This is a genomic window from Nonlabens sp. Asnod3-H03, assembly GCF_045063665.1.
Lineage (GTDB): Bacteria > Bacteroidota > Bacteroidia > Flavobacteriales > Flavobacteriaceae > Nonlabens > Nonlabens ulvanivorans.
Window position 1 is genome coordinate 1 of sequence record NZ_JBEFOD010000008.1, and the last position, 24,615, is coordinate 24,615.

Sequence of the window (24,615 nt, forward strand, 5' to 3'; positions counted from 1 at the left end):
ATCACGTCTGCTGCAAAGCGGGTGCAAATATACTCACGTTTTTCTCTACCAACCAAACTTTTTGCCAAATTAAATTAAAATAATTCGTAAAACACAAACAAACAAGTCATTACGAAAATGATTTAACTAAATTATGTGTGCCCTAAGATCATTTATCAATGAACTATTATCAATATTTACTTAATTTGAAAATTCTTTTATGAAGAATCTTCAACAAATCTTAAATTAAAATTAAATGAAGGAACTAAACAACACTACAATATTAAGACCTCGTTTTACTGTAACTTTAGATTGTGATATATCTTTAGTGAATAGCCAATTTAAAAAAGCCAAACTCAATAGAAAAGGCTACAAAGTTTCTTCTAGTGACCAGCACATCTTCATTAGAATCCCAAAAAAGCAACAGCGTTTCTGGTCTCCACAATTACATTTAGAATTACAGAATAACGATATGACAACGGAAATACGAGGCTTATATGGACCCAAACCCACTGTATGGACTATGTTCATGTTTCTACATTTTATTGTGGCAATACTTTTATTGGGAACTATCATTTGGGGATATACTATGGTAGCAACTCACAATAGTATAAATTCAGCTCTTGTATCAGCCTTATTGCTAATCTTTATATGGTTATCCTTTTATATTGCTGGTCGATTTGGAAAGAAAAAGGCTAACAAACAAATGCTTGAACTAAATACATTTTTCTATTCTATAATTAATCCTATTGAAAAATCATAGGCACTTCAATTAATAATAATTCCGAGTCTTGTTGCGAATGGACAGTAAATGAAGTTGCATCCTCAATAGCAATAGCATCTCTAGAAGAGAGAAATTGATTATTAATGTTAACCTTTCCACTAATCACCATTACAAAAACTCCATTCCCTTTCATATTAATGGTGTATATGATTTCTTTACCTTTATAGAGGTTACTCACATACATCCACGCATTTTGATGAATCCAAACTCCATCATCATCAGGATTTGGCGATAATATTTGTTGCAACTTGTTGACTCTATCTTCTAGGTTTAATTGAAGCTCATCGTACCTAGGAACTACATTTTGTTTATTAGGAAAAATCCAAATTTGAAACAGCTTCAATTCTTCATTCTGTAAAGCGTTATATTCAGAATGTGTCACTCCTGTTCCAGCGCTCATTACTTGAACTTCTCCTGCTGCAATTTGCGCCTTATTCCCCATACTATCTTCATGCTCTAATTTACCACTTAATGGAATAGTTATGATTTCCATATTATTATGAGGATGTTTTGGAAATCCTGCTCCGCCAGCAATACGATCATCATTCAATACACGTAGCGCACCAAAATTAATTTTTTCAGGATTATACCAACTAGCAAAACTAAAACTATGATTTGCTTCTAACCATCCATGGTTAGCATATCCTCTATCTTCAGCTCTATGCACCGTTGCTTTCATATCTATTTTTTCACCACAAAACAAACAATACTTGTACCAACAAATATATTGAGGACAATTTGTCATTTATAACTCGCTTTCGCGAAAGCGAGATAACATTAAGCTACTGGAAGATTAAATTTAAATGTGCTACCTGAATTTTGTTTACTCATAACGGTAATTGTAGATTGATGTAAATCAAGTATTTTTTTAACTATCGCTAATCCTAATCCTGCTCCATTCTTTGCAAAACTTTCACTAGACTGCTTGAAACGTTCAAAAATGCTGGATTGCATCTCAGGCGCGATACCTATACCCGAATCGTTAACCTTAACTAAGCACTGCTCTCCTGACTTTTCTAACTCAACCCTTATAGATCCATTATCAGGTGTGAACTTCAAGGCATTATCGATTAAGTTTTGTAAAGCCCGCTCGATAAGACTTATGTCTGCATAGACTAATATATTTTCATTATTCTTTACCGCGATACTAAGGTCTATATTCTTCTTTTTAGCCAGAATATCATATTTAGAAACTAAATCCAGACACAAATCTGTTATTGAAAATTGCTCCATTAAAGGTTCTATTTGCTTTGCTTCTAGTTTAGAATACTCAAATAATTGTTCGACCAGATTAGTAAGCTTATCACTGTTAGAGCTTATCACATTTAAGTATTTGTTTTTCTCCTGTTCTGTTAAGCTACTCGATTTTTCTTGTAAAGTGTCAGCATATCCTTTTAGGACTGCAAGTGGAGTTCTTAAATCATGTGAAACATTTGCTATTAATTGTCTACGTAATTCATCGACAGATTTAATCTCTTCCAGATTTTCGTTGATAGTGTCTGCCATATCGTTAAAAGTATGGGCAAAAACAGCAACATCCGTTTTTTCTGGATCTTCTATTCTCGCATTAAGATCTCCTTCCTTAAACCTACGAGCTACTTGAGTAATCGTACGTAAGTTTTTTGTGATAAACCAGATCAAGACAAAACCTATCAATAGAGTGAAAAATGTAGTCAAAGCAATTGCTCCTAGACCAAAACTCTTAATATACTTATTAAATATATTACTACTAGCAAGCTGATAAGCTTCTCCTGAGAGTATTATATATATGTATCCATTTCTGCCGTTATTTTCAAAAGGTGCCACAGAAAAAATCTTACGCTCTGATCGATCCCTTGGATCATCACCTAAACAAAAACCCTTGTAATCAGATTCAATAAAATCAGTTATAGGTTTAGTGTCCACGTATAGAGCTGGCTCCTTTGGACTATGTTCTAAAACAACCGAATGTAAAACTTCACCATCGATGCCCAATAAATACACCTCGATACTGCGATTTACTGCCATCATATCATGCATTAAATCGCCAAACACAGCCTTATTAACGGAACCGTCCTCCATAAATGGAGAAGCATCTGCAAATTTCTCATCTATCAGATGTTGCGCTAGTGGCGCATTAATTTCTTGTTGTGTAGCGAGATGATGTTGATTAGAAAAATAGGTCGTTACTAAAATATAACAAGCCGCCATACCTAAAATCAATAGAGATAGCGCGAGCCATAGTTTAAAAACTAGTTTAGGGGTTAATGTAGATTGCTTACTCATAGTTATATATCTTCATTAAATCGGTAACCTATTCCCCAAGTAGTTAATATGTAAATAGGATTCCCCATGTCAGGTTCAATTTTTGCACGCAGCCTATTGATATGTGAATTTACAGTGTGCTCATAACCAGAAAAATTATAACCCCATATAACATCCAATAATTCTGACCTACTATAGCTGCGACCAGGATAATTTGCTAGCAGTATAAGAAGGTCAAATTCTTTAGGGGAAAGATCGATTTTCTTCCCTTCTAAAGTGACACGACGCATTTCAATATTAATTTTCAAATCTCCAAAATCTAATTCTGCAGATTTTGAGTCACTCGTTTGCTGATTAGCCGCATCACTTCTTCTCATTACAGCTTTTGCTCTCGCTTTTAATTCACGTATAGAAAATGGTTTAGTGATATAATCATCTGCACCTATCTCTAGCCCTAGTACCTTATCTATTTCTTCAGTTTTAGCGGTAACCATTATGATAGGTGTGTTTTTAGTCTTACGTAGTTCTCGACACACTTCTACACCGTTAAGTTTAGGAATAGATAAATCTAATAGAATTAAATCATAATCTTTATGCTGTGCTTTTTCTAATGCACTTAATCCATCATTAACACTTTCCACCTCAGCATTAAGGTCTTTCATGTGTATCTCTAGTAGATCCACAATCTCTAGATCGTCCTCTACAATTAATATTTGATTTGCCATAGGATAAAAGTCCACAAAGTATATCACAAAACAATCACGTCATTGCGATAAAAGTTGATAATTACGTGACGCTAATGGGATATCATAATCATTAGTTTGTACAGTAAAATAATCAAACTTAAAAAAAATGAAAAAGTATTTAGCACTATTAGCAGCAGCTACATTAACATTTACCAGTTGTAATAACGATGACGATAACAGCGGTAATATAGCCACAAAAAATTTAACTCTCGACTTACAAGGTCTAGAAGATCTAGGATCAGGATTTGCTTATGAAGGATGGGTAATGGTTGATGGTTCACCTATAACAACGGGTGTATTTACTGTAGATGATAGTGGAAATTTAAGCCAGACATCATTTACTGTAGACGCGGCAACACTAGATGCTGCAACTGCATTTATTTTAACTATTGAACCTAGTCCAGATCCAGATCCAGCACCTGCAGACTCAAAATACATCGCAGGAGAATTCAATAATGACACTGCTAGTCTTTCAACAAATTTTGGTCCAGCACCAGGTGATTTCAGTGCCGCCAGCGGTAGTTTCTTTTTAAGAACTCCTACAGATGAGCCAGCAGGAACAGCAAACAATGGAAACGATACTAACGGTGTATGGTTTGGATTACCTGGCATGCCACCTACTGCAGACTTCAACCTACCTACATTACCTGCGGGATGGATTTATGAAGGCTGGGTTGTAGGAGATGCTGGAGCACTTTCTACAGGTACATTTACAGATTTCTCATCTGTAGACTCTGGTAATGGATTTTCAGGAACTCAAAACAATGCTGGACCACCAGTACCAGGAGAAGACTTTTTCAACAACCTTCCTATGGGTGAATCATTACCATTTAGTGTAGTCGGTCGTAATGTAGTAATTACTGTAGAGCCTGTACCAGATAATTCTCCAGCACCTTTTACATTAAAGCCACTTGCAGCAATTGCTGGACCAGATACTGCTCCTAACTCACAATCTTTCAGTAATAATGTTACCGTTTCTTTCCCTACCGGAACCGTAACTAAATAAAGAAATATGAAGATAACTTTGGTTGGTTAGTTTGAAGTACCTCACAAATCTTAAGATTCTGTGGGGTATTTCTTTTTAAGACGCATTTTCTCTTTTTAAACTTACGTATGGATGTTTTAAATACGCTTTCGCGAAAGCGTATCCACGAGCATATTTTATCCTAAAGGTTTCTATCGCAGCATATCCTAGTAATGCACATCCTGCAAGCATTAAGGCTAGCGGCAATAATGAAACTGTCACATAACTAGACACAAACCAGCTCGCAAAGGAACCAAAAATCATACTCACCGCACCTACAAATGCACTAGCACTACCAGCTCTTAACGTAAATGGTTGTAAGGCAAGCGCTGTAACGTTAGGATTTTGAAACCCGATAAATGTCATCATTAAAAATAATAAAGGATACACTACCCAGAATTGCGGCTCAAAGAAACTGATATGTCCTACTAAAAGTAAAGTGGTTACCACTAGCAAAATACTTATCGTATAAGTGATTTGAAAGGTCGTAAAACGTCTTAATAAAAATCGGTTGATCTGGCTACCAGCAATAAGCCCAGCAGCATTACTACCAAAGATAATCGCAAAATCACTTTGTGCCATGTCAAAAAAGTCCAAGAAAATAAATGGTGCCGCAGCCACATAGCCTAGTAAAGCACCTATCACAAAACCTCGAGCAGTTGAAAATAAGAAAAAGGCTTTGTCTTTATAAATAGTCCAGTATTCTCTCAATACCGGAACTGGATGCAAACTAGTCGCAAGGTTAGGCTTAGAACTTTCAGGAAGAATAAAAACCACGTTAAACAACATTAAGGCTGCAAAACCTGCTAGCCCATAAAATATCATATCCCAGTGATAATGTTCTATAATAAAGCCACCAATGGTAGGTGCAATGATAGGTGCAATTCCCATGATAAGCATTAAGGTACTCAACACCTCAGCAACTTTATCATCATCAAATAAATCTCTTACAATTGCTTTACTGGCTACCATACCTGCACAAGCTCCTAAAGCTGTAAAAAAGCGCAAGGTTGCTAGTGAAGAAACATCCCATGCATAAGCACTTAAAACACTAGTTGTGATATATAAAATTAATCCAGCAATAAGTGGTCTACGTCTACCATACCGATCCATTAATGGACCATAAGCAAGTTGACCTAAACCTATCCCTATAAAATAAGTGGTTAAAGTGAAACCTATCGCACTGGTATCTACCTTAAAGTCTCCAGCAATTTGTTTAAAGGCAGGCAAATAGGCGTCTATAGAAAATGGTCCTATGGCTATTAGTGTTCCTAACACTAATATGACACTGGTTTTCCTTCCTTTACTTACGTTTTCTTTATCTACTTGTTTAACTTTCACCTTGCAAAATTACTTTTTTGAGAACGCCTAAAGCATACAATTAGGAAAGGTTTACGATTTTATAACCACTAGATAAATTGTACTTTTAAGCCAAAGTTGAAAATGATGAAAAAGACGATTACCCTTCTATTAATAACTATCGCAATCTACAGTTGTAAAAACGCTGAAAAGAAGGAAGGAAAAAAGACCCTTTCTAATACGGAACAAGTCGCTCAAGCAGCAGGATTTGATAATTGGGACGCTATTAAAGAAGTGAAATTCACCTTTTCAGTTGGTAAAATGGGACGTAATTTATATGACCGTAACTGGACGTGGAATCGCCATACTGGTGATGTAACTCTTATCGCATCACCAGATACCGTACATTATAATCGCCGTCAACCTATGGATTCTATACAAACCAGTGCAGACCGTGCTTTTGTAAATGACATCTACTGGCTATTACCAGAATTTAAATTCATCACAGATAGTGGTACAAAAATCGTTGAAAAGAGCAATACTGTCGCGCCTATTTCAAAGGACACACTTGATATGTTTACCATTGTGTATAGCAATGATGGTGGTTACACACCTGGTGACGCATATGATGTTTACTATGATAAAAAACACAATTTGAGAGAATGGGTTTATAGACAACAAAATGATACCACCATAGGTATGATGACCACATTTGAAAAATTTGATACCATCAACGGTATAAAAGTAGCAACAGATCATCGTACTCCAGACCGCATGACACGCATTCATTTAACTAACATAGAGTTCAACAAATAATGGAATTCAATACTACCAGAGATTACGCATTACAATTAGATCAAGACGATTCTTTATCTCGCTTTCGCGAAAGCTTCCATATACCAAAACATACCGATGGCACAGACTCCATTTATTTATGTGGTAATTCCTTAGGCTTACAACCTCGCCAGACCAAAACCTTTCTGAATCAAGAACTAGATGACTGGGCAAAATTAGGTGTAGAAGGACACTTTCATGCAAAGAATCCTTGGATGCCTTATCACGAGTTTCTTACAGAGACGACCGCACAAGTTGTAGGCGCAAAACCGCACGAAGTGGTCATAATGAACACGCTTACAACTAACCTTCATTTAATGATGGTCAGTTTTTACCAGCCTAAAGGCAAGCGCACTAAAATAATCATAGAGGCAGATGCTTTTCCTAGTGATCGCTATGCCGTTGCGTCCCAAGTCCAATTTCACGGACACGATGATAAAGAAAATATTATCGAGTGGTCACCTAGAACTGGCGAGCATACACCAAGATTAGAAGATCTAGAAACAATTCTTAAAGAACAAGGCGATGAGATTGCCTTAATTATGGTAGGTGCTGTAAACTATTATACAGGCCAGTTTTTTGACTTAAAAAAAATTACAGAGTTAGGCCATGCTGCTGGAGCCATGGTAGGTTTTGACTGTGCGCATGGTGCTGGTAATGTAGATTTGCAATTGCACGATTCTGGAGCCGACTTTGCAGTGTGGTGCACCTATAAGTACATGAATTCAGGTCCTGGTAGTTTGGGTGGTTGTTTTGTACATGAACGTCATGCGAGTAATAATGACTTACCACGATTTACAGGTTGGTGGGGACACAATAAAGACACACGATTTAAAATGCGTGACGACTTTGAACCTATGCACGGTGCCGAAGGCTGGCAATTGTCCAATCCACCTATATTAAGTATGGTAGCCATAAGAGCAAGTTTAGATCTATTTGCTCAAGCAGGATTTAATAATTTGAGAAAAAAATCTATCCAATTAACCAACTATCTAGAATACCTAGTAGGCGAATTAGATGGTGACCGCATATCGATTATCACACCTAGCGAACCAAAAGATCGTGGTTGTCAATTATCCCTAGCCGTTAAAAATGCTGACAAGTCATTATTTGACGCCATTACCGCAAAAGGTGTTATTGCTGACTGGCGTGAACCAGATGTGATACGTATAGCTCCTGTTCCTTTATATAACAATTTTGAAGACTGCTGGAGATTTGTGGATGTGTTGAAGTCAGAGTTATAATAATAAGCTCTATGAAATCGCACTTCGACAAGCTCAGTGTGACACGAGTATTTGAAAATAAATATGTCAGTCTGAGCTTGTCGAAGATTCATTTTAAGAACTGTAAACCGATAAATGCAAGTAAAAGTTATTACTAAACATTATAAATTAGTCCAAAGGCTTCAAAACGCAGCACTTCTAGGAATGGTTATATGTTTTTTGCTATTTATATTTAAAGAAATAGAATGGAAATATTCAATGTTTATTTTGATGTTTGCAGTGAGTAGTTTTGCTTTTCTGGCTTTTGTTTCATTATTCATTCAAATACTTAAGCTTAGATTCATTAAGAAAAGGCCGATTGATATGTCTATTGTTCAAGAAGTAACATGGAATGTTGATACCGAAACAACGAAGTCTGAAGTTCACTTAAACGACTTAACTTACACCAGAAATTACATCACATTAGACAATAACAATTTTGAAATAAAAGCCAAATCGGCTTTTATTCTAGGCAAAAATAATCTTGAGTTAGTGCGACTAACTCATTTAAAAACCTCGACTTTTGAATCTAACCCAAAAGATTTATTGTCATTTTTCAATTAGGAATACAAATAATGAAAACAACTAACAAAAAAACAAATATCCTCATCACAGGCGCTGGACTTTGTGGTTCACTATTAGGACTTCGACTGGCACAAAGAGGCTATCATGTAGATATATTAGAAAAGCGACCAGATATGCGCAAAGCAGTTGTGGATGGTGGTCGTTCTATTAACCTCGCGCTTTCTGATCGTGGACTGGCTGGTTTAAAACTAGTAGGTCTGGAAGAAAAAGTTCGCGAGTTGTGTATTCCTATGCATGGTCGATTAATACATGATGTAGAGGGAAACACCTTTGCTTCTAACTATAGTGGTCGTGAAGGTGAGTACATCAATTCTATATCACGGGAAGAATTGAATAAACTCCTACTCGATGAAGCCGATAAGTACGAAGATGTTCAAATAGACTTTGATGACGCGGTAACATCTGTAGATTTAAAAAACGCATCGGTCACCTACCACGATTCTGAAACTGATACGGAGAAAGAATGGAGCGCCGATATCGTTCTAGGAACTGACGGTGCAGGATCTGTGGTGCGCAAAGCGATGATGAAACAGCGAGACTTTTTGTTTTCGCATAGTATGAACTGGTTACCGCACGGTTATAAAGAATTGAACATTCCGCCTACAGAAAATGGGAAATGGCGTATCGAGAAAAATTTCTTGCACATATGGCCACGTGGTGGTTTTATGTTGATTGCTTTACCTAATCTCGATGGTAGTTTCACGCTTACTTTGTTCATGCAATACGACGGCGATGGACCAGCATTCAACAAGATTAAAACTGACCAAGAAATCACCGATTTCTTCACGACTTATTTTAAAGATGTGTTGGAACACATTCCAGATTTGATAGAGCAATACCATACAAATCCAGCTCCGCCACTAGGAACTGTGCGTTGTTCACCGTGGACGGCTTATGGAACTAGTTTGATTATGGGTGACGCTGCTCACGCCATTGTACCGTTTTATGGTCAAGGAATGAATGCTAGTTTTGAAGACGTAGTCGTTTTTGACGAGATGTTAGACCAACACGAGAATTGGTCAGACGCATTCGATGCCTTTTCAAAAACAAGAAAACCAGATGCCGATGCTATTGCAGACCTTGCTTTGGACAATTTTGTAGAAATGAGAGATAGCGTGGCAAATCCTAACTTCCAGTTGAAAAGGCAAATCGAGATGCGTTTAGAAGCAGTTTTCGCGAAAGCGGAATACCAATCTAAATACTCACTCGTAACTTTCCCTGATGAAGGAATAAGCTATCGAGAAGCCATGCTGCGTGGACGAGCGCAAGACAAAGCGATTTTATGGTTGCTAGAAAACGACCAAATAAAAGTAGAAGACGATATAAACGATTTATTAAAATCCATCCAGCAAAAGACCGAAGAGGTGTTGTGGCTGCGAGGATAATTTAAAATAACAATAATGGCAGTATTAAAAGATAAAGCAACACCTAGAGGAAAATATCCACATATCAAGCGCGTGGGCGATTTCTTATTTGTTTCAGGAACCAGCAGCCGTAGAAAAGACAATACTTTTGCAGGCGTAGAAGTGGACGAAATGGGAACGACTAACCTCGATATAAAAGCACAAACCGCAGCGGTTTTAAAAAACATAGATGCTATCCTACAAACGGAAGGCGCTTCTATTAAAGATGTAGTTGATGTGACTACCTTCTTAGTAAACATGAACGATTTTGGCGGTTATAACACAACTTATGGAGAGTTCTTCGATTACGATGGACCTACCAGAACCACAGTTGCCGTGCATCAATTACCGCATCCGCATTTACTGATTGAGATTAAAGCGATGGCTTATAAGCCGATTTAAGTTTAAACCTAAGGATAAGTTTAAATTGAATAATTTTTATAAGCTGTAAAGCGCAAATAAACTATAGAAAATAGTGGTAAGGGCGAAATTAATTCCGTCCAAAATAGATGACGAATCCGCCCAAACCAAACCAAAAGAACATGGACCTAAAAAACTTCATCAATAACAATGAGCACATTCCACTAAGTGGATTATGGCTCGATAATTATGAACCAGCAAGCGGTCAAATTTATGGACAGATTCCTAATTCTAATGAAGATGATGTTCAGAAAGCTTATCAAGCCGCAAACGCTGCTTTTAAAAATTGGTCCACTACCAGTATTGATGAACGTTCCAGAATCATGTTGCGCATCGCAGACCTGATTGAAGAAAACCTAGAACAACTCGCCGCAGCAGAATCTCGTGATAACGGGAAACCATTATGGCTTGCTACCGCTGTAGATATACCACGTGCTTCTTCAAACTTCCGTTTTTATGGAAACGCGATTACGCAGTATTCTAGTGATGCACATGAAAGTGTAGGCAAAAACACGATGAATTTTACGATGCGCAAACCTATAGGCGTGGTAGGATGTATCTCGCCATGGAATTTACCTTTGTATTTATTCAGCTGGAAAATTGCTCCAGCGATTGCAGCAGGAAATTGTGTGGTGGCAAAACCTAGCGAAGTCACTCCAGCAACCGCATTTTTATTAGGAGAAATTGTTAAAAAAGCAGGATTACCGGCTGGTGTCCTCAATATAGTACACGGTTTAGGCGGTAGTTGCGGTCAGGCGATTGTAGCTCATCCAGGCATTAAAGCCATTAGTTTTACAGGTGGAACGACTACTGGCGAACATATCGCTAGAACGGCAGCTCCTATGTTTAAAAAATTATCGCTAGAACTAGGAGGCAAGAATCCTAACATCATTTTTGCCGACTGTGATTATGATAAAATGCTCACCACTACCCTACGATCTTCCTTTGCAAATCAAGGGCAGATCTGTTTGTGTGGTAGTAGAATCCTAGTGGAACAATCACTCTATGAGAAATTCAAGACAGACTTTGTTGCTCGTGTACAACAACTCAAAGTAGGTCATCCTAATCAGCCTGACTCCAAAGTAGGTGCTGTGGTCAGTGCTGCTCATAGAGATAAGATTTTGGATTATATCGCTTTCGCGAAAGCGAATCCCGAAGAATACACCATACTATCTGGAGGAAATTCGATTCTTAAAGAAGGTCACGAAGGTGGCTATTATCTAGAACCTACGGTCATAGAAGTCCAGTCGAATGATTGTAAATTGAACCAAGAAGAGATTTTTGGACCAGTGGTAACCATCATGCCGTTTAAGGATGAAGCGCACGCACTAGAACTTGCAAACGGCACACGTTATGGATTGAGCGCCACATTATGGACCAACGATTTGAGCCGCACGATGAGAATGAGTAATGAACTAGAAGCCGGCATCGTATGGGTAAATACCTGGTTAAATCGTGATTTACGCACACCTTTTGGCGGTGTTAAAGACAGCGGTGTAGGTCGTGAAGGCGGATTTGAAGCCTTGAACTTTTTCACCGAACCTAAGAATATTTGTATTGAATACTAACTACCACAGCATCATCATAGGCGGCGGCGCAGCAGGATTTTTTACAGCCATTAATCTTGCAGAGCGATTGCCTGAAGCTAAAATCGCAATTCTTGAACGAGGGAAAGATGTACTTCAAAAGGTACGTATTTCTGGTGGTGGACGCTGTAATGTCACTCATGCCGAATTTATTCCTAAAGAGCTATCGTTAAACTATCCGCGTGGTGAGAAAGAATTATTAGGTCCATTCCATAGTTTCATGACTGGAGATACTATTGCATGGTTTGAAGAACGTGGCGTGACATTGAAAATAGAAGAAGATGGACGTATGTTTCCTACTACAGATTCTTCTCAGACCATTATTAACTGTTTTCTTGAGCTCGCACAAAAGTTCAACATAGAAATTTTAACCAGCCATAATGTAACTTCCATAAATAAAGAAGAGAACTGGAACGTATATACTAAAGAAGAACAATTTGCTTGTAAAAACCTAGTAATCACTGCTGGTAGTAGTCCTAAAGTTTGGGAGATGATGCGTGAATTAGGTCATTCCATAGAAAGAGCTGTTCCTTCTTTATTTACCTTTAATATAGTAGACAAGAAAATTACAGAGCTTGCAGGAATTGCTCTTGAGGCAACGGTAGAGATTCCGCAACTTAAGTTAGAATCTCAAGGTCCTTTATTAATCACGCATTGGGGCTTTTCTGGTCCAGCGATTTTAAAAATGAGCGCTTGGGGCGCAAGAGAATTAAATCAATCAGATTATAAGTTTGATGTAGTCATTAATTGGTTGAATCACATTTCTAGACAAGATTGCTATGAAACTCTAATAGCACAACGTTCTAGTAAAAGGCAAGTCGGAAACGAGTGGTTATTTGATCTACCTAAAAGGCTTTGGAAGTTTTTAGTGGCAAGTATCAACCTCACAGAAAAAAACTGGGCAGATTGTTCAAACAATGATTTACAAAACTTGGCTACTGTTCTAACTGCTAGCACATTTTCTATTAATGGTAAAAGCACTTTTAAAGAAGAGTTTGTCACCGCTGGTGGTGTGGATTTAAAAGAAATCAACTTTAAAACTTTTGCTTCTAAAAAACAAGAAAACCTTTATCTCGCTGGTGAGGTTCTCAACATAGATGCCATTACTGGTGGCTTCAATTTCCAAAATGCCTGGACTGGCGGCTGGATGATTGCGCAGTCGATTTCAATTGATTGATAGACTATAAACTTTGTTATTTTTTTGAACTAGACCTAGAAAATTTTAGCATTATAGTTCTAATACTAGCTATCACGTTACCGAAACCGATTGCGCAATCTTATTCACAAATCATCATTTTAAAAAATCGCTTTTCTTAACTTTAGCTTTCAAAAGAAAGACATTGAACAAGAAAACGATATTAATGATTCTCGATGGATGGGGAATCACTCAAGACCCAAAAGTTAGCGCCATCGCTCAAGCACAGACTCCTTTTATAGATAGTCTATATGATAAATATCCACATGCAACACTGCGCACAGACGGCGAGCACGTTGGATTACCAGAAGGGCAAATGGGAAATAGTGAAGTAGGCCACATGAATCTAGGTGCTGGCCGTATTGTTTATCAAGATCTAGCCAAAATCAATAAAGCCATTAAAGAAGATACGCTTAAAGATGAGCAGGTTCTTGTTGATGCACTCGCTTTCGCGAAAGCGAATTCCAAAAAAGTTCACTTCTTAGGATTATTATCTGATGGTGGAGTTCATGCGCATATAGACCATTTAAAAGCATTATTAGATGTAGCTGAAAGTCATGAAATAGAAGATGTTTTTATACATGCATTTACTGATGGACGCGATGTAGACCCAAAGTCTGGCGCAGGTCACATTGCAAATCTGGAAAAGCATATCTCAGGAACTAATGCACAACTGGCAACTGTTACAGGACGTTATTTTGCCATGGATAGAGACCAGCGATGGGATCGTGTTAAAAAAGCATATGATGTTATTGTTCACGGAATGGGACAACCATCACACGATGCTACTAATTCTGTTAAAGAGTTTTATAATCAAGGTGTCACTGATGAATTTATTGAACCGATCGTGGTTCTTAATGGAACAGAACCTGTAGCTACTGTTGAAGATGGTGATGTTATCATATTCTTTAACTATCGTACGGATCGTGGTCGTGAGTTAACTCAAATGTTATCTCAGCAAGACTATCACGAGCAAAATACTCATGCGCTAGATTTATATTATGTGACCATGACAAAGTATGATGATAGTTATAAAAATGTAAAAGTCATCTTTGAAAAAGATAATTTAAAAAACACTCTAGGTGAGGTACTATCTGCTGCTGGTAAAACACAAATACGTATTGCCGAAACTGAGAAATATCCACATGTGACTTTCTTTTTTAATGGTGGTCAAGAAAAACCATTTAAAGGAGAAGAAAGAATTATGTGTAACTCTCCTAAAGTAGCAACCTATGACTTGCAACCCGAAATGTCCATCGATTGTGTTTCAAGTAGTATCATACCCGAAATTAACAGACAAGCTGCAGATTTCATATGTCTTAATTTTGCAAATCCTGATATGGTAGGCCATACAGGCTCTATGGAGGCTGCAGTAAAGGCGTGTGAAGCTGTTGATCAAGCAGCACATGATGTCATAACAGCTGCAATGGAACAAGATTACACCATTATTGTTATTGCTGATCATGGAAATTGCGAGGTAATGCTTAATCCTGATGGATCTGTAAATACTGCACACACGACCAATCCGGTACCTATTATTTTAGTAGATAAAGATTTGAAAGAAGTTAAGGACGGCATCTTGGGTGATATAGCTCCTACTATATTAAAGTTAATAGGTGTTAAACAACCTGAAGAAATGACTCAAAATTCGTTACTTTAACCCTATGAAAAAGATTATACTATTATTAACCGTAATACTGTTAGCTAGTTGTGGAACACAAAAAGCAGCAACAGAAAAAGAAGCAAGTGTTGCTCAACCTGAAGTACCAGCAACACCAGAACCACCTAAAACACCAGTTTTAGTTAATGGGCATTTATCTGGTGTTCAAACTAAGGATGCTTTTATGCAAGAGCCATTTTCAACATGGTTCACACCACGTTATAACGCATACAGTCTCGACGAAGAAACAAAAAACACGCTAGCCGATGCTATGAAAGATGTTGAAATTAGAGCTTATATGGGAACTTGGTGCGGCGATTCAAAACGTGAAACACCTATGTTTTATAAACTATTAGATGAAGTAGGTTTTAAAGAAAAAAATCTAACACTAATTACTGTAGATAGATCAAAATCAAAACCAGAAGAATTAGTGTCTGGTTATAATGTAGTAAGAGTACCTACTTTTATCTTTTATCGCGGTGGACAGGAAATAGGTCGATATGTAGAACGACCAAGAGAAAGTCTAGAAAAGGATATTTTAAAAATAGTAACTGGAGTGCCTTATAAACATTCTTACGATAATTAAATGACTACTTTAAACCCAGCAAATGCTGGGTTTCTTTTTAAGAAGAATTATGAGCGCGATAAATCTGAATGAAAAACTCACCTTATTTCAAGAAACCTGGACTCCTAAGATTATAGGCGAGCTTAATGGGCAACAAGTAAAACTTGCAAAACTTAAAGGTGAATTTGTATGGCATCAACATGAGAATGAAGATGAACTATTCTATGTGGTGAAAGGTCAATTAATCATTGAACTTAGAGATCAAACGATTACTCTTAAAGAAGGAGAAATGTACATCGTACCACGCGGTGTAGAACATAAACCTATTGCGCATGAAGAAGTTCATGTCATGCTATTTGAACCTGCAAGCACAGCACATACTGGCGATATAGAACATGAGTTAACTAAAGATGAGTTAGACTGGATATGATTTCAGAAATCAGCCTTAATATTCTTTAGTGTTCTTTACGCTTACTAAAACAAGCTTTCCTATGTGTTTTTAATTTTGATTTTTAAAAGCATCGCGTTTGGAATTGCTATTTTTGCACTTTATTACAATCTATGATAGTTACTAAAACTCGAGAAGAATTAGAAATAATGCGTCGTGCTGCACTTATGGTAAGTAAAACACTTGCTATGGTTGCTGCCGAGATCAAACCTGGTGTTACTACTTTAAAATTAGACACCATGGCCGAAGAATTTATACGCGATCATGGAGCTATTCCAGGATTTAAAGGTTTATATGATTGCCCTAGTACACTACTTATTTCACCTAATGAAGAGGTAGTACACGGTATACCAAAAGATGTAGAAATAAAAGATGGTGACGTACTATCTGTGGACTGCGGTGCCATCGTAGAGGGATTTTATGGAGATCATGCTTATACATTTGCAGTAGGCGAAATTCCTCAAGAGACGCAAGATTTATTAGATCGTACTAAAAATTCTTTGTACTTGGGTATTGAGCAATTCCGTGTAGGGAATCGTGTAGGTGACGTAGGTTATGCCATCCAGAATTATTGTGAAGGATTTGGTTATGGTGTAGTACGTGAACTAGTAGGTCATGGACTAGGTCGCACCATGCATGAAGATCCACAAATGCCTAATTATGGAAAACGTGGGCGCGGGAAAAAATTTGTAGAAGGAATGACTGTTGCTATAGAGCCTATGATTAATCTAGGTACTAAAGACATCAAGCACTATCCAGATGGATGGACTATTAAAACTCGTGACATGAAACCTAGTGCACACTTTGAGCACGATATCGCCATTGTAGATGGAGAACCTCGTTTGTTAAGTACGTTTGATTATATCTATGAAGTACTAGGAATTACTTCAAACGAAGAAGATCCTTATCGCTGGAAAGATTAAGTAAGGAGTGATATAGGTTCAACGATAAATGAAAAAACTTTTCAAATTCTTTCTCAACCTTATCCCAAGGCCATGGCTTATTAGCTTGAGCTATTGGGTGCGCCCACTAATGGCGTGGTGGTATCGTGGTGATCGATATACAGATCCTATAGATGGGAAATCTTTTAAAAGCTTTTTACCTTATGGCTACGGAACCGTGAGAGAAAATGTCCTTTCTCCTTCTACTCTATCCTTAGAACGTCACCGTTTACTTTGGTTGTACCTTAATAGAGAAACAGACTTACTTACTCGCCCACAATCGCTATTGCATTTTGCACCGGAACAATGTTTTTATAAACGCTTCCGCGAAAGCGAAACTATAACATACACCACAACAGATTTACTTTCTCCACTAGCAGATGTCAAGGCAGATATTTGTAACCTACCGTTTGAAGATAACAGTTATGATTTCATACTATGTAATCATGTTTTAGAACATATTCCTGATGATGAGACTGCAATGAAAGAATTGTATCGCGTCTTAAAACCTGGTGGAAAAGCCATTTTACAAATTCCGTTAGAAAATGACCGAGACGTAACCTTTGAAGATGATTCTATAACAGATAAAGAAGAACGCGCTAGGATTTTTGGCCAGTATGACCATGTGCGAGTTTATGGAATGGATTATTTTGACCGTTTAACATTCATAGGATTTGATGTAAATGCCGTTGATTACACAGCACACCTGTCTACAGACGAAGTGGATAAATACAGACTAGCAAAAGGAGAATTAATCCCTGTAGTCACTAAATCTGTGGTTTAATATATTGATTAAAACCTGGCGTGAGTTCAAATCGCAGCATTCCATTATCATCAATATACATTATAATAACCTCGATTTCTGGTATGTTTTTGAGCAGTACCCTAGATTTTTCTAATGGCATAGCCATAAGAGCTGTCGCATAGCCATCTGCTAGTGTACAATTATTTGCAATGACATTAACACCTATGACCTGTGATGGTTGCGCTAGTCCTGTTATAGGATTTACGGTATGTACGTACTCGATTCCCGTCGCCTCATCAACTTTATACTTGCGATAATTTCCACTACCTGCCATGGCTTTATCTTCTAAATTAATAGCCATGAGAGTCTTAGTTCCTTGAGCGCCGCTTTTAGGGTCATTAATACCGACTAGAAATGGTGCATCTTTTTCTAGATTTTCACCTTTAGTAATTACCTCACCACCTACCTCTACAATATAATTCTCAACTCCTTTTTTATCAAGCATTCTAGCGATATAATCTACTAACGTACCTTTGGCAATGGCATTATACTCTAGATACATTCCTGGCTGTGTAGTTGTCACGTGGTAACCTTCATCAATTGCAGTTTTTTGTATATCCATTTTATAAAAACCTACAAACTGTAATAGACTATCAATTTGTTTTTGTGATGGAATATTAGTTTGTTCACCATTTGCTCCAAATCCGTAAGCGTTCACTAAGTTTCCGACTGTAGGATCAAAGTATCCATCAGTCTTGCGATAGATCTCTTGAGCGGCATCAAAAACTTCTTTAAATGCCTTACCTACAACAACAGTAGAATCTCCATCATTAATTCTATTTATATCAGATCCAGGTACCCAAGTAGACATGCTTTGATTAAACATATCAATTATTGCGTCTATATCTTCTGTAAGCTCCAGCGGCACATCATGAAAAGCTTTAATTCCATAAGTGGTGCCTATCGCATTGCCTACAAAAGTTTGCGGTACGGTTAGTTCCTGTTTTTTTTCACAAGAGATTACTATAAGGATAAGTAATAGAATTAGTTTTTTCATTTGATTTCAATTAGGCCTGCAAAATTAACGGTATAATCTTCTTCGTGATGTACTGGTATTTCGTAATTTTTTGAATTAGCTAGCCCTACACCAGCATAATAAGTTCGCGCTTTAAATTTAATGCCATGATCTTTAAGTTTATTCATAAATACTTGATCATACTCAACTGGGTTTGCAGGATAAGAAATCGCTCGTACTACTACAAAATGTAATATTTTATCCTTGAGTGCCACAAACTGTGGATTCTTTTTAGGCTTAGAATTTATAGATATAAATTCAAAACCTAATTCTTCCATTTCCTTACCTACGATATTCATCGCTAGTTGATGCAGTTCTTGTTCTGTAAGTGGTGTCATACTACAAAAATAGTCACTAACTCATCAATAGACTATAAAGGTTTACTTAAAACCACGAGCGGCTTATTAAAAATCTAGATATGACTATATTTAGGCACAAACTGACTCTGCACCTATGAAAAGAATAGTACTATGCGCACTCTTTACAATTCTTATGTTTTCCTGTCAACAGAAAAATGAAACTATCATAACTGACAATTCTGTAGCAAAAACAGACAGACCACTTACAGAATACGTCAACACCTTCATAGGAACTGGTGGACATGGGCACACTTATCCTGGCGCGACGATGCCTTTTGGAATGATGCAATTAAGTCCAGACACTAGACTCGATGGTTGGGATGGATGTAGTGGTTATCATTATACAGACGATATGATTTATGGATTCTCACATACTCATTTAAGCGGAACAGGAGTAAGCGATTACGGCGATATTCTTTTGATGCCTACTACAAAGCCTATTCTACACAACGGTGCCGATGGAAAAGAAGGCTACTCTTCAAAATTCTCTCACGATAATGAAAAAGCAAGTCCAGGATATTATGAAGTGCATCTGGACGATACTGATATAGACGTGCGATTAACAGTTACAGAACGTGCAGGAATGCATGAATATCGCTTTCGCGAAAGCGAGAACCAATACGTCATCCTAGACTTATTACATAGAGATAAATTACTGGAGCATGATGTACAATTCTTATCCGATACTGAGATTACTGGAAAACGATATTCCAATGCATGGGCTACTAAGCAAATGCTCTATTTCTATATAAAAACATCGCATCCTATTAAAAACTGGAATCGTAAGTACATAACTACACCAGAAATTGAAGCCCTAGAACTGGACAATCCCGATAATGAACCAGTCACCATCAAAATAGGAATAAGTCCAGTAGATGAAGAAGGAGCAAAACGCAATCTTGAAGCTGAAATAGGTGAAAAAGATTTTGACACTATTAAAAATGAGGCAAACAATGCTTGGGAAAAACAGTTAAATAAAATCGTTATTGAAGATGATAATCACGATAACAAAGTAAATTTCTACAGCGCTCTATATCACACCATGATTGCTCCAAATTTATATCAAGATGTAGATGGTCGTTACAGAGGAATGAATCTAGAAATTTACGAAACACAAGATTTTGATTACTACACAGTATTTTCATTGTGGGATACTTATCGAGCTGCTCATCCATTATATACCATTATTGAACAAGAACGAACTAATGATTTTATCAACACCTTTACTGCTAAATATAAGGAAGGTGGCATTATGCCCATCTGGGATTTGAGCGGTAATTACACCGGCTGTATGATAGGTTACCACGCCGTACCTGTAATAGCCGATGCTTACATGAAAGGAATACGCGACTATGATGTAGACCTAGCTTTTGAGGCTATGAAACACAGTGCAACTAGAGATAAATTAGGCTTAGATTCTTATAAATCATTAGGATTTATTCCCGTAGAATTGGAAAGTGAGTCTGTTTCTAAAACGCTAGAATATGCTTATGATGACTGGACCATTGCACAACTGGCTCAAGAATTAAAAAAACCTGACGATTACAAAACTTATATTCAAAGAGCACAGTATTACAAAAATCTATATAATCCAGCCACAGGTTTTCTTCAAGGTAGAATGCGCAATACATGGTTTGCACCATTCAAGCCTGAAGAGGTGAACTTTAATTACACTGAGGCAAACGCATGGCAGTATAGCTTATATACACCACAGGACATCTCTGGCCATATTAAATTAATGGGAGGAAATGCGGCTTATGAAAAACATCTAGACGAAATGTTCAATGCATCCATTAAAACTTCAGGACGTCATCAAGCAGATATTACTGGTCTTATAGGTCAATATGCACATGGCAATGAACCTAGCCACCATATGGCTTATCTGTACAACTATGTAGGCAAACCGTATAAAACCCAAGAGAAAGTTTATGAAATATTAACCTCACTCTATCACAATGCGCCAGATGGAGTGTCTGGTAATGAAGACTGTGGACAGATGAGCGCTTGGTATGTACTCAGTTCGCTAGGGTTTTATCCGGTGACTCCAGGATCAAATGAATATGTGATAGGAACACCTCTTTTTGACAAAGCGACGATCAATCTGGAAAACGGAAAGCAATTCACTATAGAGAAGCATGGTGATGGTAAGTATATCGCTTCCGCGAAAGCGAATTCTCAATCACACTACAACTCTCACATAACTCACGATCTTATTATGAACGGTGGTACGCTAGCGTTTGAGATGAGTAACGAAGTAACCGATTGGGGAACAGTTCAAGAAAACTGGCCAGTATCTTCTATTAAAGATGAACTTATTATCACACCTCCATTTATAGAAAAAGGTAAAATCGCATTTGCAGACTCTACCGTCATTCATTTAAATCAGGTTAATGAAAATGCAACTATGTTCTTCTCCAGAGATGAGTCTGCATGGCAAGAATATAAAGCCCCTATTACTTTATATAATGCGGGAACATTATCTGTGATAGCTCGTATGGAAGATAAAAAAAGTCCAATGGTTACCACCGCTTTTTATAAATATGATAAAAACATGAAGGTGACTCTTGGGCATTCTTATGCAAACGAGTATAGCGCTGGTGGTAATAATGCATTAATCGATGGCATGAGAGGAACTGAAGATTTCCGTTCTGGAGCCTGGCAAGGAACTCAGAATGAAGACTTAAATGTGACTATAGATTTAGGCAACCCTAGAACAATTAGTAGTATAGAAGTAGGTTTCTTAAAAGATCAACGCAGTTGGATTTTCTGGCCTAAGACTGTAACTTTTGAATTCTACAATGAAAATGGTGAAATGGTAAAAATCATAAATCGTAATTTACCAGAAACAGGAAAAGAAGAAGTGTCTAAAGTCTTTAGACCTCGCCTAGAAACTCCTGACATTCAGGATAAAATTAAGTTTATTAAAATGAAAGCCACTACATATGGGAAATTACCTGAGTGGCATTTGGGATATCCTTTTGACGGTACCTCATGGATTTTCATAGATGAAATTAACATAAACTAACCCAGATTGAAAAGAAGACAATTTATAAAAAAAACAGCTCAAGGTAGTGCAGCGCTTACGTTGGGCGCTACATTACTGTCGTGTGTAGAATCAACAAATAAATCGATTATGACAAATAAAACAGCACCTGTAGCTATTTGCACTTGGGGTTTTACAAAAGCAAATCAAGCTGCTGGTGAAGCATTAGAATCTGGTATGGCAGCACTTGATGCAGCAATCAAAGGTGTAGCTGTAGAAGAAGAAAACATAAAAAACACCACAGTAGGTAAAGGAGGCGCACCAGATCGAGAAGGTAACGTAACCTTAGATGCCTGTGTAATGAATTCAAACGGTGATTGTGGTGCTGTAGTTTGCGTTGAAAACATTACTAATGTTGCTGCATTGGCTAAAGTTGTCATGGAAGAAACTCCACACGTCATGTTAGCTGGTAAAGGCGCCGAAGAACTGGCGTATAAAAATGGTTTTCAAGCAGAGCAATTACTTACCGATTCTTCAGAGGCTGCTTATAGAGAATGGCTCAAAACTAGCGAATACAAACCTATTATTAACATAGAAAATCATGATACCATAGGAATGCTATGCTTGGATCAACATGGTGATATCGCTGGAGCTTGTACCACATCTGGACTTTCATATAAAATGAAAGGTCGTGTAGGTGATTCTCCTATAATTGGGTCCGGTTTGTTTGTAGACAATGAGATAGGTGGCGCCGCTGCTACTGGAATGGGTGAGGAAATCATGAAAACCGTAGGTAGTTTTTTAATTGTTGAATTGATGAGACAAGGTAAAACACCACAAGAAGCTTGTGAAGAAGCTGTACAACGCATCGTTACCAAAAATAAAAACATAGAAAATTTTCAAGTAGCTTATATCGCTCTCAATAAGAAAGGGGAAACTGGCAGTTACTGTATTCATCCTGGATTTGCAATGATGCAGTATAAAGATGGTACTAATTCACGTATAACATCAGCAGCAACACTGGACTCATAGAAACATACCAATGAAATCAAAAAATAATTACAACACAGCATTTGCCTTTTTGGCGACCTTATTTTTTATGTGGGGTTTTATAACCGTTTTAGTGGATGCCTTAGTACCTAGATTGAAAGATGTATTTGAGTTAAGTTATGGACAATCCATAATGGTACAACTAGCATTCTTTGGAGCATTTTTCTGCTTTGCCATACCATCAAGTTTTTTACTTGAAAGAATAGGATATCAACGTGGAATTGTGATAGGACTATGTACTATGGGAATAGCTTGTTTACTATTTTATCCAGCTGCAAGCATGAGAGAGTTTTGGATATTTATTACCGCCTTTTTCACATTGGCAGCAGGGATTACCTTATTACAGGTAGCTGCAAATCCTTATGTCACACTACTAGGTGATGAGAAAACAGCTTCAAGCAGACTTAATCTATCACAAGCGTTCAATAGTTTCGGAACCTTATTAGCACCTATAATTGGAGCTTTATTTTTACTAAGTGATACCGTAATGGACAGTAAAGCGATTGAGAAACTCAATGAGTCAGATCGCTTAGATTATTATGCGAGTGAGGCATTAACGGTTCAAGAACCATTTATCATAATCGCACTCATACTATTTGCACTTGCCGCTATTTTTGGTTGGAAAAAACTACCTTCTTTAATTAAAGTAGCTCCAGTTGGTGGATATTCTCAACTATTAAGTAATAAAAAATTCCTATTTGGAATGTTGGGTATATTCATGTATGTAGGAGCTGAAGTTTCAATCGGCAGCTTTTTGGTCAATTATTTTCAAGAACTCGATGTAATAGAAAACATTAAAAACAACGAGTTTTTAAGAGGTCTATCTTCGTTTCTGTTAGTCGGTAAAGACATTGATCAATTAGATGCTAAAGCTGTATTAGGATCGTTTGTAACGCTATATTGGGGTGGAGCGATGATTGGTAGATTTATTGGAGCTTTTTTAATGCGTTTTATTAGTAGTGGCAGATTACTCATGATTTTCGGATTACTTGCTATAACAATGATAGTTATATCAGTGAGCAGTAATGGAACGACTGCCATGTTTACCATACTAGCGGTAGGACTATTTAACTCGATCATGTTTCCTACTATCTTCAGTCTAGCTTTAAATGGACTAGATAATTTAAAAGCACAAGCTTCAGGATTACTAGTAATGGCAATTGTCGGTGGAGCTATTATACCAAAGCTTATAGGAACAATAGCTGATGCCATGAGTACTGATGAAGATGGTAATCTAACCGGTCAAGGACTAGGAATTGCTTTTCTATGTCTCACATTTTGTTATGGTTATATCGCCTATTATGGCTTAACGAAAAGAAAAGTATAAAAACCGACTATAGATCATTATCTATAAATCAGTTTGACCTAGCACAAATAACATATTCACTGAACAATCTGTAGGTCAGAGACTCTTAATAATGAGGATAT

At 37.3% G+C, this 24,615-nt stretch carries 23 protein-coding genes; 17 read left to right on the top strand and 6 right to left on the bottom strand.

The genetic code is table 11. The annotated features are described in order from the left end of the window. Positions 1–235: 235 nt before the first annotated feature. Complete coding sequence (locus tag ACJJVI_RS03275; protein ID WP_405350301.1) at positions 236–742, top strand: GTP-binding protein; 507 nt, start codon at positions 236–238, stop codon at positions 740–742. Here the strand turns inward: ACJJVI_RS03275 and ACJJVI_RS03280 are convergent. From ACJJVI_RS03280 to ACJJVI_RS03290, 3 genes are all read right to left on the bottom strand, one after another. Then, the gene (locus tag ACJJVI_RS03280; protein ID WP_405350304.1) at positions 726–1,442 is read right to left on the bottom strand and encodes a pirin family protein; all 717 of its coding nucleotides are present in this window, start codon (positions 1,440–1,442) and stop codon (positions 726–728) included. The genes ACJJVI_RS03275 and ACJJVI_RS03280 overlap by 17 nt on opposite strands. Positions 1,443–1,540: 98 nt before the next feature. Beyond that, positions 1,541–3,028 (bottom strand): sensor histidine kinase, encoded by a 1,488-nt coding sequence (locus tag ACJJVI_RS03285; RefSeq protein ID WP_397301429.1) that lies wholly within the window; start codon positions 3,026–3,028, stop codon positions 1,541–1,543. Between the two features lie 2 nt (positions 3,029–3,030). Continuing rightward, entirely contained in the window at positions 3,031–3,732 is a 702-nt protein-coding gene (locus ACJJVI_RS03290; protein ID WP_317290167.1) for a response regulator transcription factor, read from the bottom strand. 127 nt (positions 3,733–3,859) lie between these two features. On the opposite strand from ACJJVI_RS03290, the gene ACJJVI_RS03295 reads away from it, so the two are divergent. Beyond that, positions 3,860–4,759, top strand: a complete 900-nt coding sequence (locus ACJJVI_RS03295; RefSeq protein ID WP_405350308.1) for an anti-sigma factor domain-containing protein — start codon at positions 3,860–3,862, stop codon at positions 4,757–4,759. A 75-nt stretch (positions 4,760–4,834) separates the two neighbouring features. Here ACJJVI_RS03295 and ACJJVI_RS03300 read toward each other — a convergent pair whose 3' ends face one another. Further along, complete coding sequence (locus ACJJVI_RS03300) at positions 4,835–6,118, bottom strand: multidrug effflux MFS transporter (RefSeq protein WP_405350310.1); 1,284 nt, start codon at positions 6,116–6,118, stop codon at positions 4,835–4,837. Between the two features lie 105 nt (positions 6,119–6,223). On the opposite strand from ACJJVI_RS03300, the gene ACJJVI_RS03305 reads away from it, so the two are divergent. The 12 genes from ACJJVI_RS03305 (at position 6,224) to ACJJVI_RS03360 (ending at position 17,759) form a co-directional block, all read left to right on the top strand. After that, positions 6,224–6,892, top strand: coding sequence for a hypothetical protein (locus ACJJVI_RS03305; RefSeq protein WP_042247428.1), 669 nt, complete (start codon positions 6,224–6,226; stop codon positions 6,890–6,892). After that, entirely contained in the window at positions 6,892–8,154 is a 1,263-nt protein-coding gene (kynU, locus tag ACJJVI_RS03310; protein WP_405350313.1) for a kynureninase, read from the top strand. The genes ACJJVI_RS03305 and kynU overlap by 1 nt, the downstream gene beginning before the upstream one ends. Before the next feature lie 114 nt (positions 8,155–8,268). Next, positions 8,269–8,736, top strand: a complete 468-nt coding sequence (locus ACJJVI_RS03315) for a hypothetical protein (protein ID WP_405350315.1) — start codon at positions 8,269–8,271, stop codon at positions 8,734–8,736. An 11-nt stretch (positions 8,737–8,747) separates the two neighbouring features. Beyond that, on the top strand, positions 8,748–10,142 hold the full coding sequence (locus ACJJVI_RS03320) for an FAD-dependent oxidoreductase (RefSeq protein ID WP_405350317.1): 1,395 nt from the start codon (positions 8,748–8,750) through the stop codon (positions 10,140–10,142). Positions 10,143–10,157: 15 nt separating this feature from the next. Further along, positions 10,158–10,562 carry a RidA family protein gene (locus tag ACJJVI_RS03325; RefSeq protein ID WP_405350320.1) on the top strand — a complete coding sequence of 135 codons (405 nt, stop codon included), beginning with the start codon at positions 10,158–10,160 and terminating at the stop codon, positions 10,560–10,562. A 140-nt stretch (positions 10,563–10,702) separates the two neighbouring features. Beyond that, positions 10,703–12,148 carry an aldehyde dehydrogenase gene (locus tag ACJJVI_RS03330; RefSeq protein ID WP_405350321.1) on the top strand — a complete coding sequence of 482 codons (1,446 nt, stop codon included), beginning with the start codon at positions 10,703–10,705 and terminating at the stop codon, positions 12,146–12,148. Beyond that, entirely contained in the window at positions 12,138–13,343 is a 1,206-nt protein-coding gene (locus tag ACJJVI_RS03335; protein WP_405350323.1) for an NAD(P)/FAD-dependent oxidoreductase, read from the top strand. Before ACJJVI_RS03330 ends, ACJJVI_RS03335 begins: the two co-directional genes overlap by 11 nt. Positions 13,344–13,506: 163 nt before the next feature. After that, complete coding sequence (gene gpmI, locus ACJJVI_RS03340; RefSeq protein WP_397301449.1) at positions 13,507–15,021, top strand: 2,3-bisphosphoglycerate-independent phosphoglycerate mutase; 1,515 nt, start codon at positions 13,507–13,509, stop codon at positions 15,019–15,021. A 4-nt stretch (positions 15,022–15,025) separates the two neighbouring features. Next, positions 15,026–15,607, top strand: a complete 582-nt coding sequence (locus tag ACJJVI_RS03345) for a thioredoxin family protein (RefSeq protein ID WP_405350326.1) — start codon at positions 15,026–15,028, stop codon at positions 15,605–15,607. 49 nt (positions 15,608–15,656) lie between these two features. Next, positions 15,657–16,016, top strand: coding sequence for a cupin domain-containing protein (locus ACJJVI_RS03350; RefSeq protein ID WP_036584272.1), 360 nt, complete (start codon positions 15,657–15,659; stop codon positions 16,014–16,016). 131 nt (positions 16,017–16,147) lie between these two features. Next, positions 16,148–16,957 carry a type I methionyl aminopeptidase gene (gene map, locus ACJJVI_RS03355; protein WP_405350330.1) on the top strand — a complete coding sequence of 270 codons (810 nt, stop codon included), beginning with the start codon at positions 16,148–16,150 and terminating at the stop codon, positions 16,955–16,957. Between the two features lie 28 nt (positions 16,958–16,985). Continuing rightward, positions 16,986–17,759: a class I SAM-dependent methyltransferase gene (locus ACJJVI_RS03360; protein WP_405350333.1), complete on the top strand. Its 774-nt coding sequence runs from the start codon at positions 16,986–16,988 to the stop codon at positions 17,757–17,759. On the opposite strand, the gene ACJJVI_RS03365 is transcribed toward ACJJVI_RS03360, so the two are convergent. After that, entirely contained in the window at positions 17,743–18,777 is a 1,035-nt protein-coding gene (locus ACJJVI_RS03365; RefSeq protein ID WP_405350335.1) for an FAD:protein FMN transferase, read from the bottom strand. The two genes, ACJJVI_RS03360 and ACJJVI_RS03365, sit on opposite strands and share 17 nt — an antisense overlap. After that, the gene (locus ACJJVI_RS03370; RefSeq protein ID WP_042247405.1) at positions 18,774–19,133 is read right to left on the bottom strand and encodes a hypothetical protein; all 360 of its coding nucleotides are present in this window, start codon (positions 19,131–19,133) and stop codon (positions 18,774–18,776) included. Before ACJJVI_RS03370 ends, ACJJVI_RS03365 begins: the two co-directional genes overlap by 4 nt. A 115-nt stretch (positions 19,134–19,248) precedes the next feature. On the opposite strand from ACJJVI_RS03370, the gene ACJJVI_RS03375 reads away from it, so the two are divergent. From ACJJVI_RS03375 to ACJJVI_RS03385, 3 genes are read left to right on the top strand one after another with little or no spacing between them, the layout of a single operon-like run. Then, a complete protein-coding gene (locus ACJJVI_RS03375) occupies positions 19,249–22,179 on the top strand; it encodes a GH92 family glycosyl hydrolase (RefSeq protein WP_405350338.1) in 2,931 nt (976 codons plus the stop codon). A gap of 6 nt (positions 22,180–22,185) precedes the next feature. Next, positions 22,186–23,169, top strand: a complete 984-nt coding sequence (locus tag ACJJVI_RS03380) for a N(4)-(beta-N-acetylglucosaminyl)-L-asparaginase (protein WP_317290185.1) — start codon at positions 22,186–22,188, stop codon at positions 23,167–23,169. A 10-nt stretch (positions 23,170–23,179) separates the two neighbouring features. After that, positions 23,180–24,514: a sugar MFS transporter gene (locus tag ACJJVI_RS03385; protein WP_405350341.1), complete on the top strand. Its 1,335-nt coding sequence runs from the start codon at positions 23,180–23,182 to the stop codon at positions 24,512–24,514. The last annotated feature ends 101 nt before the right edge of the window (positions 24,515–24,615 follow it).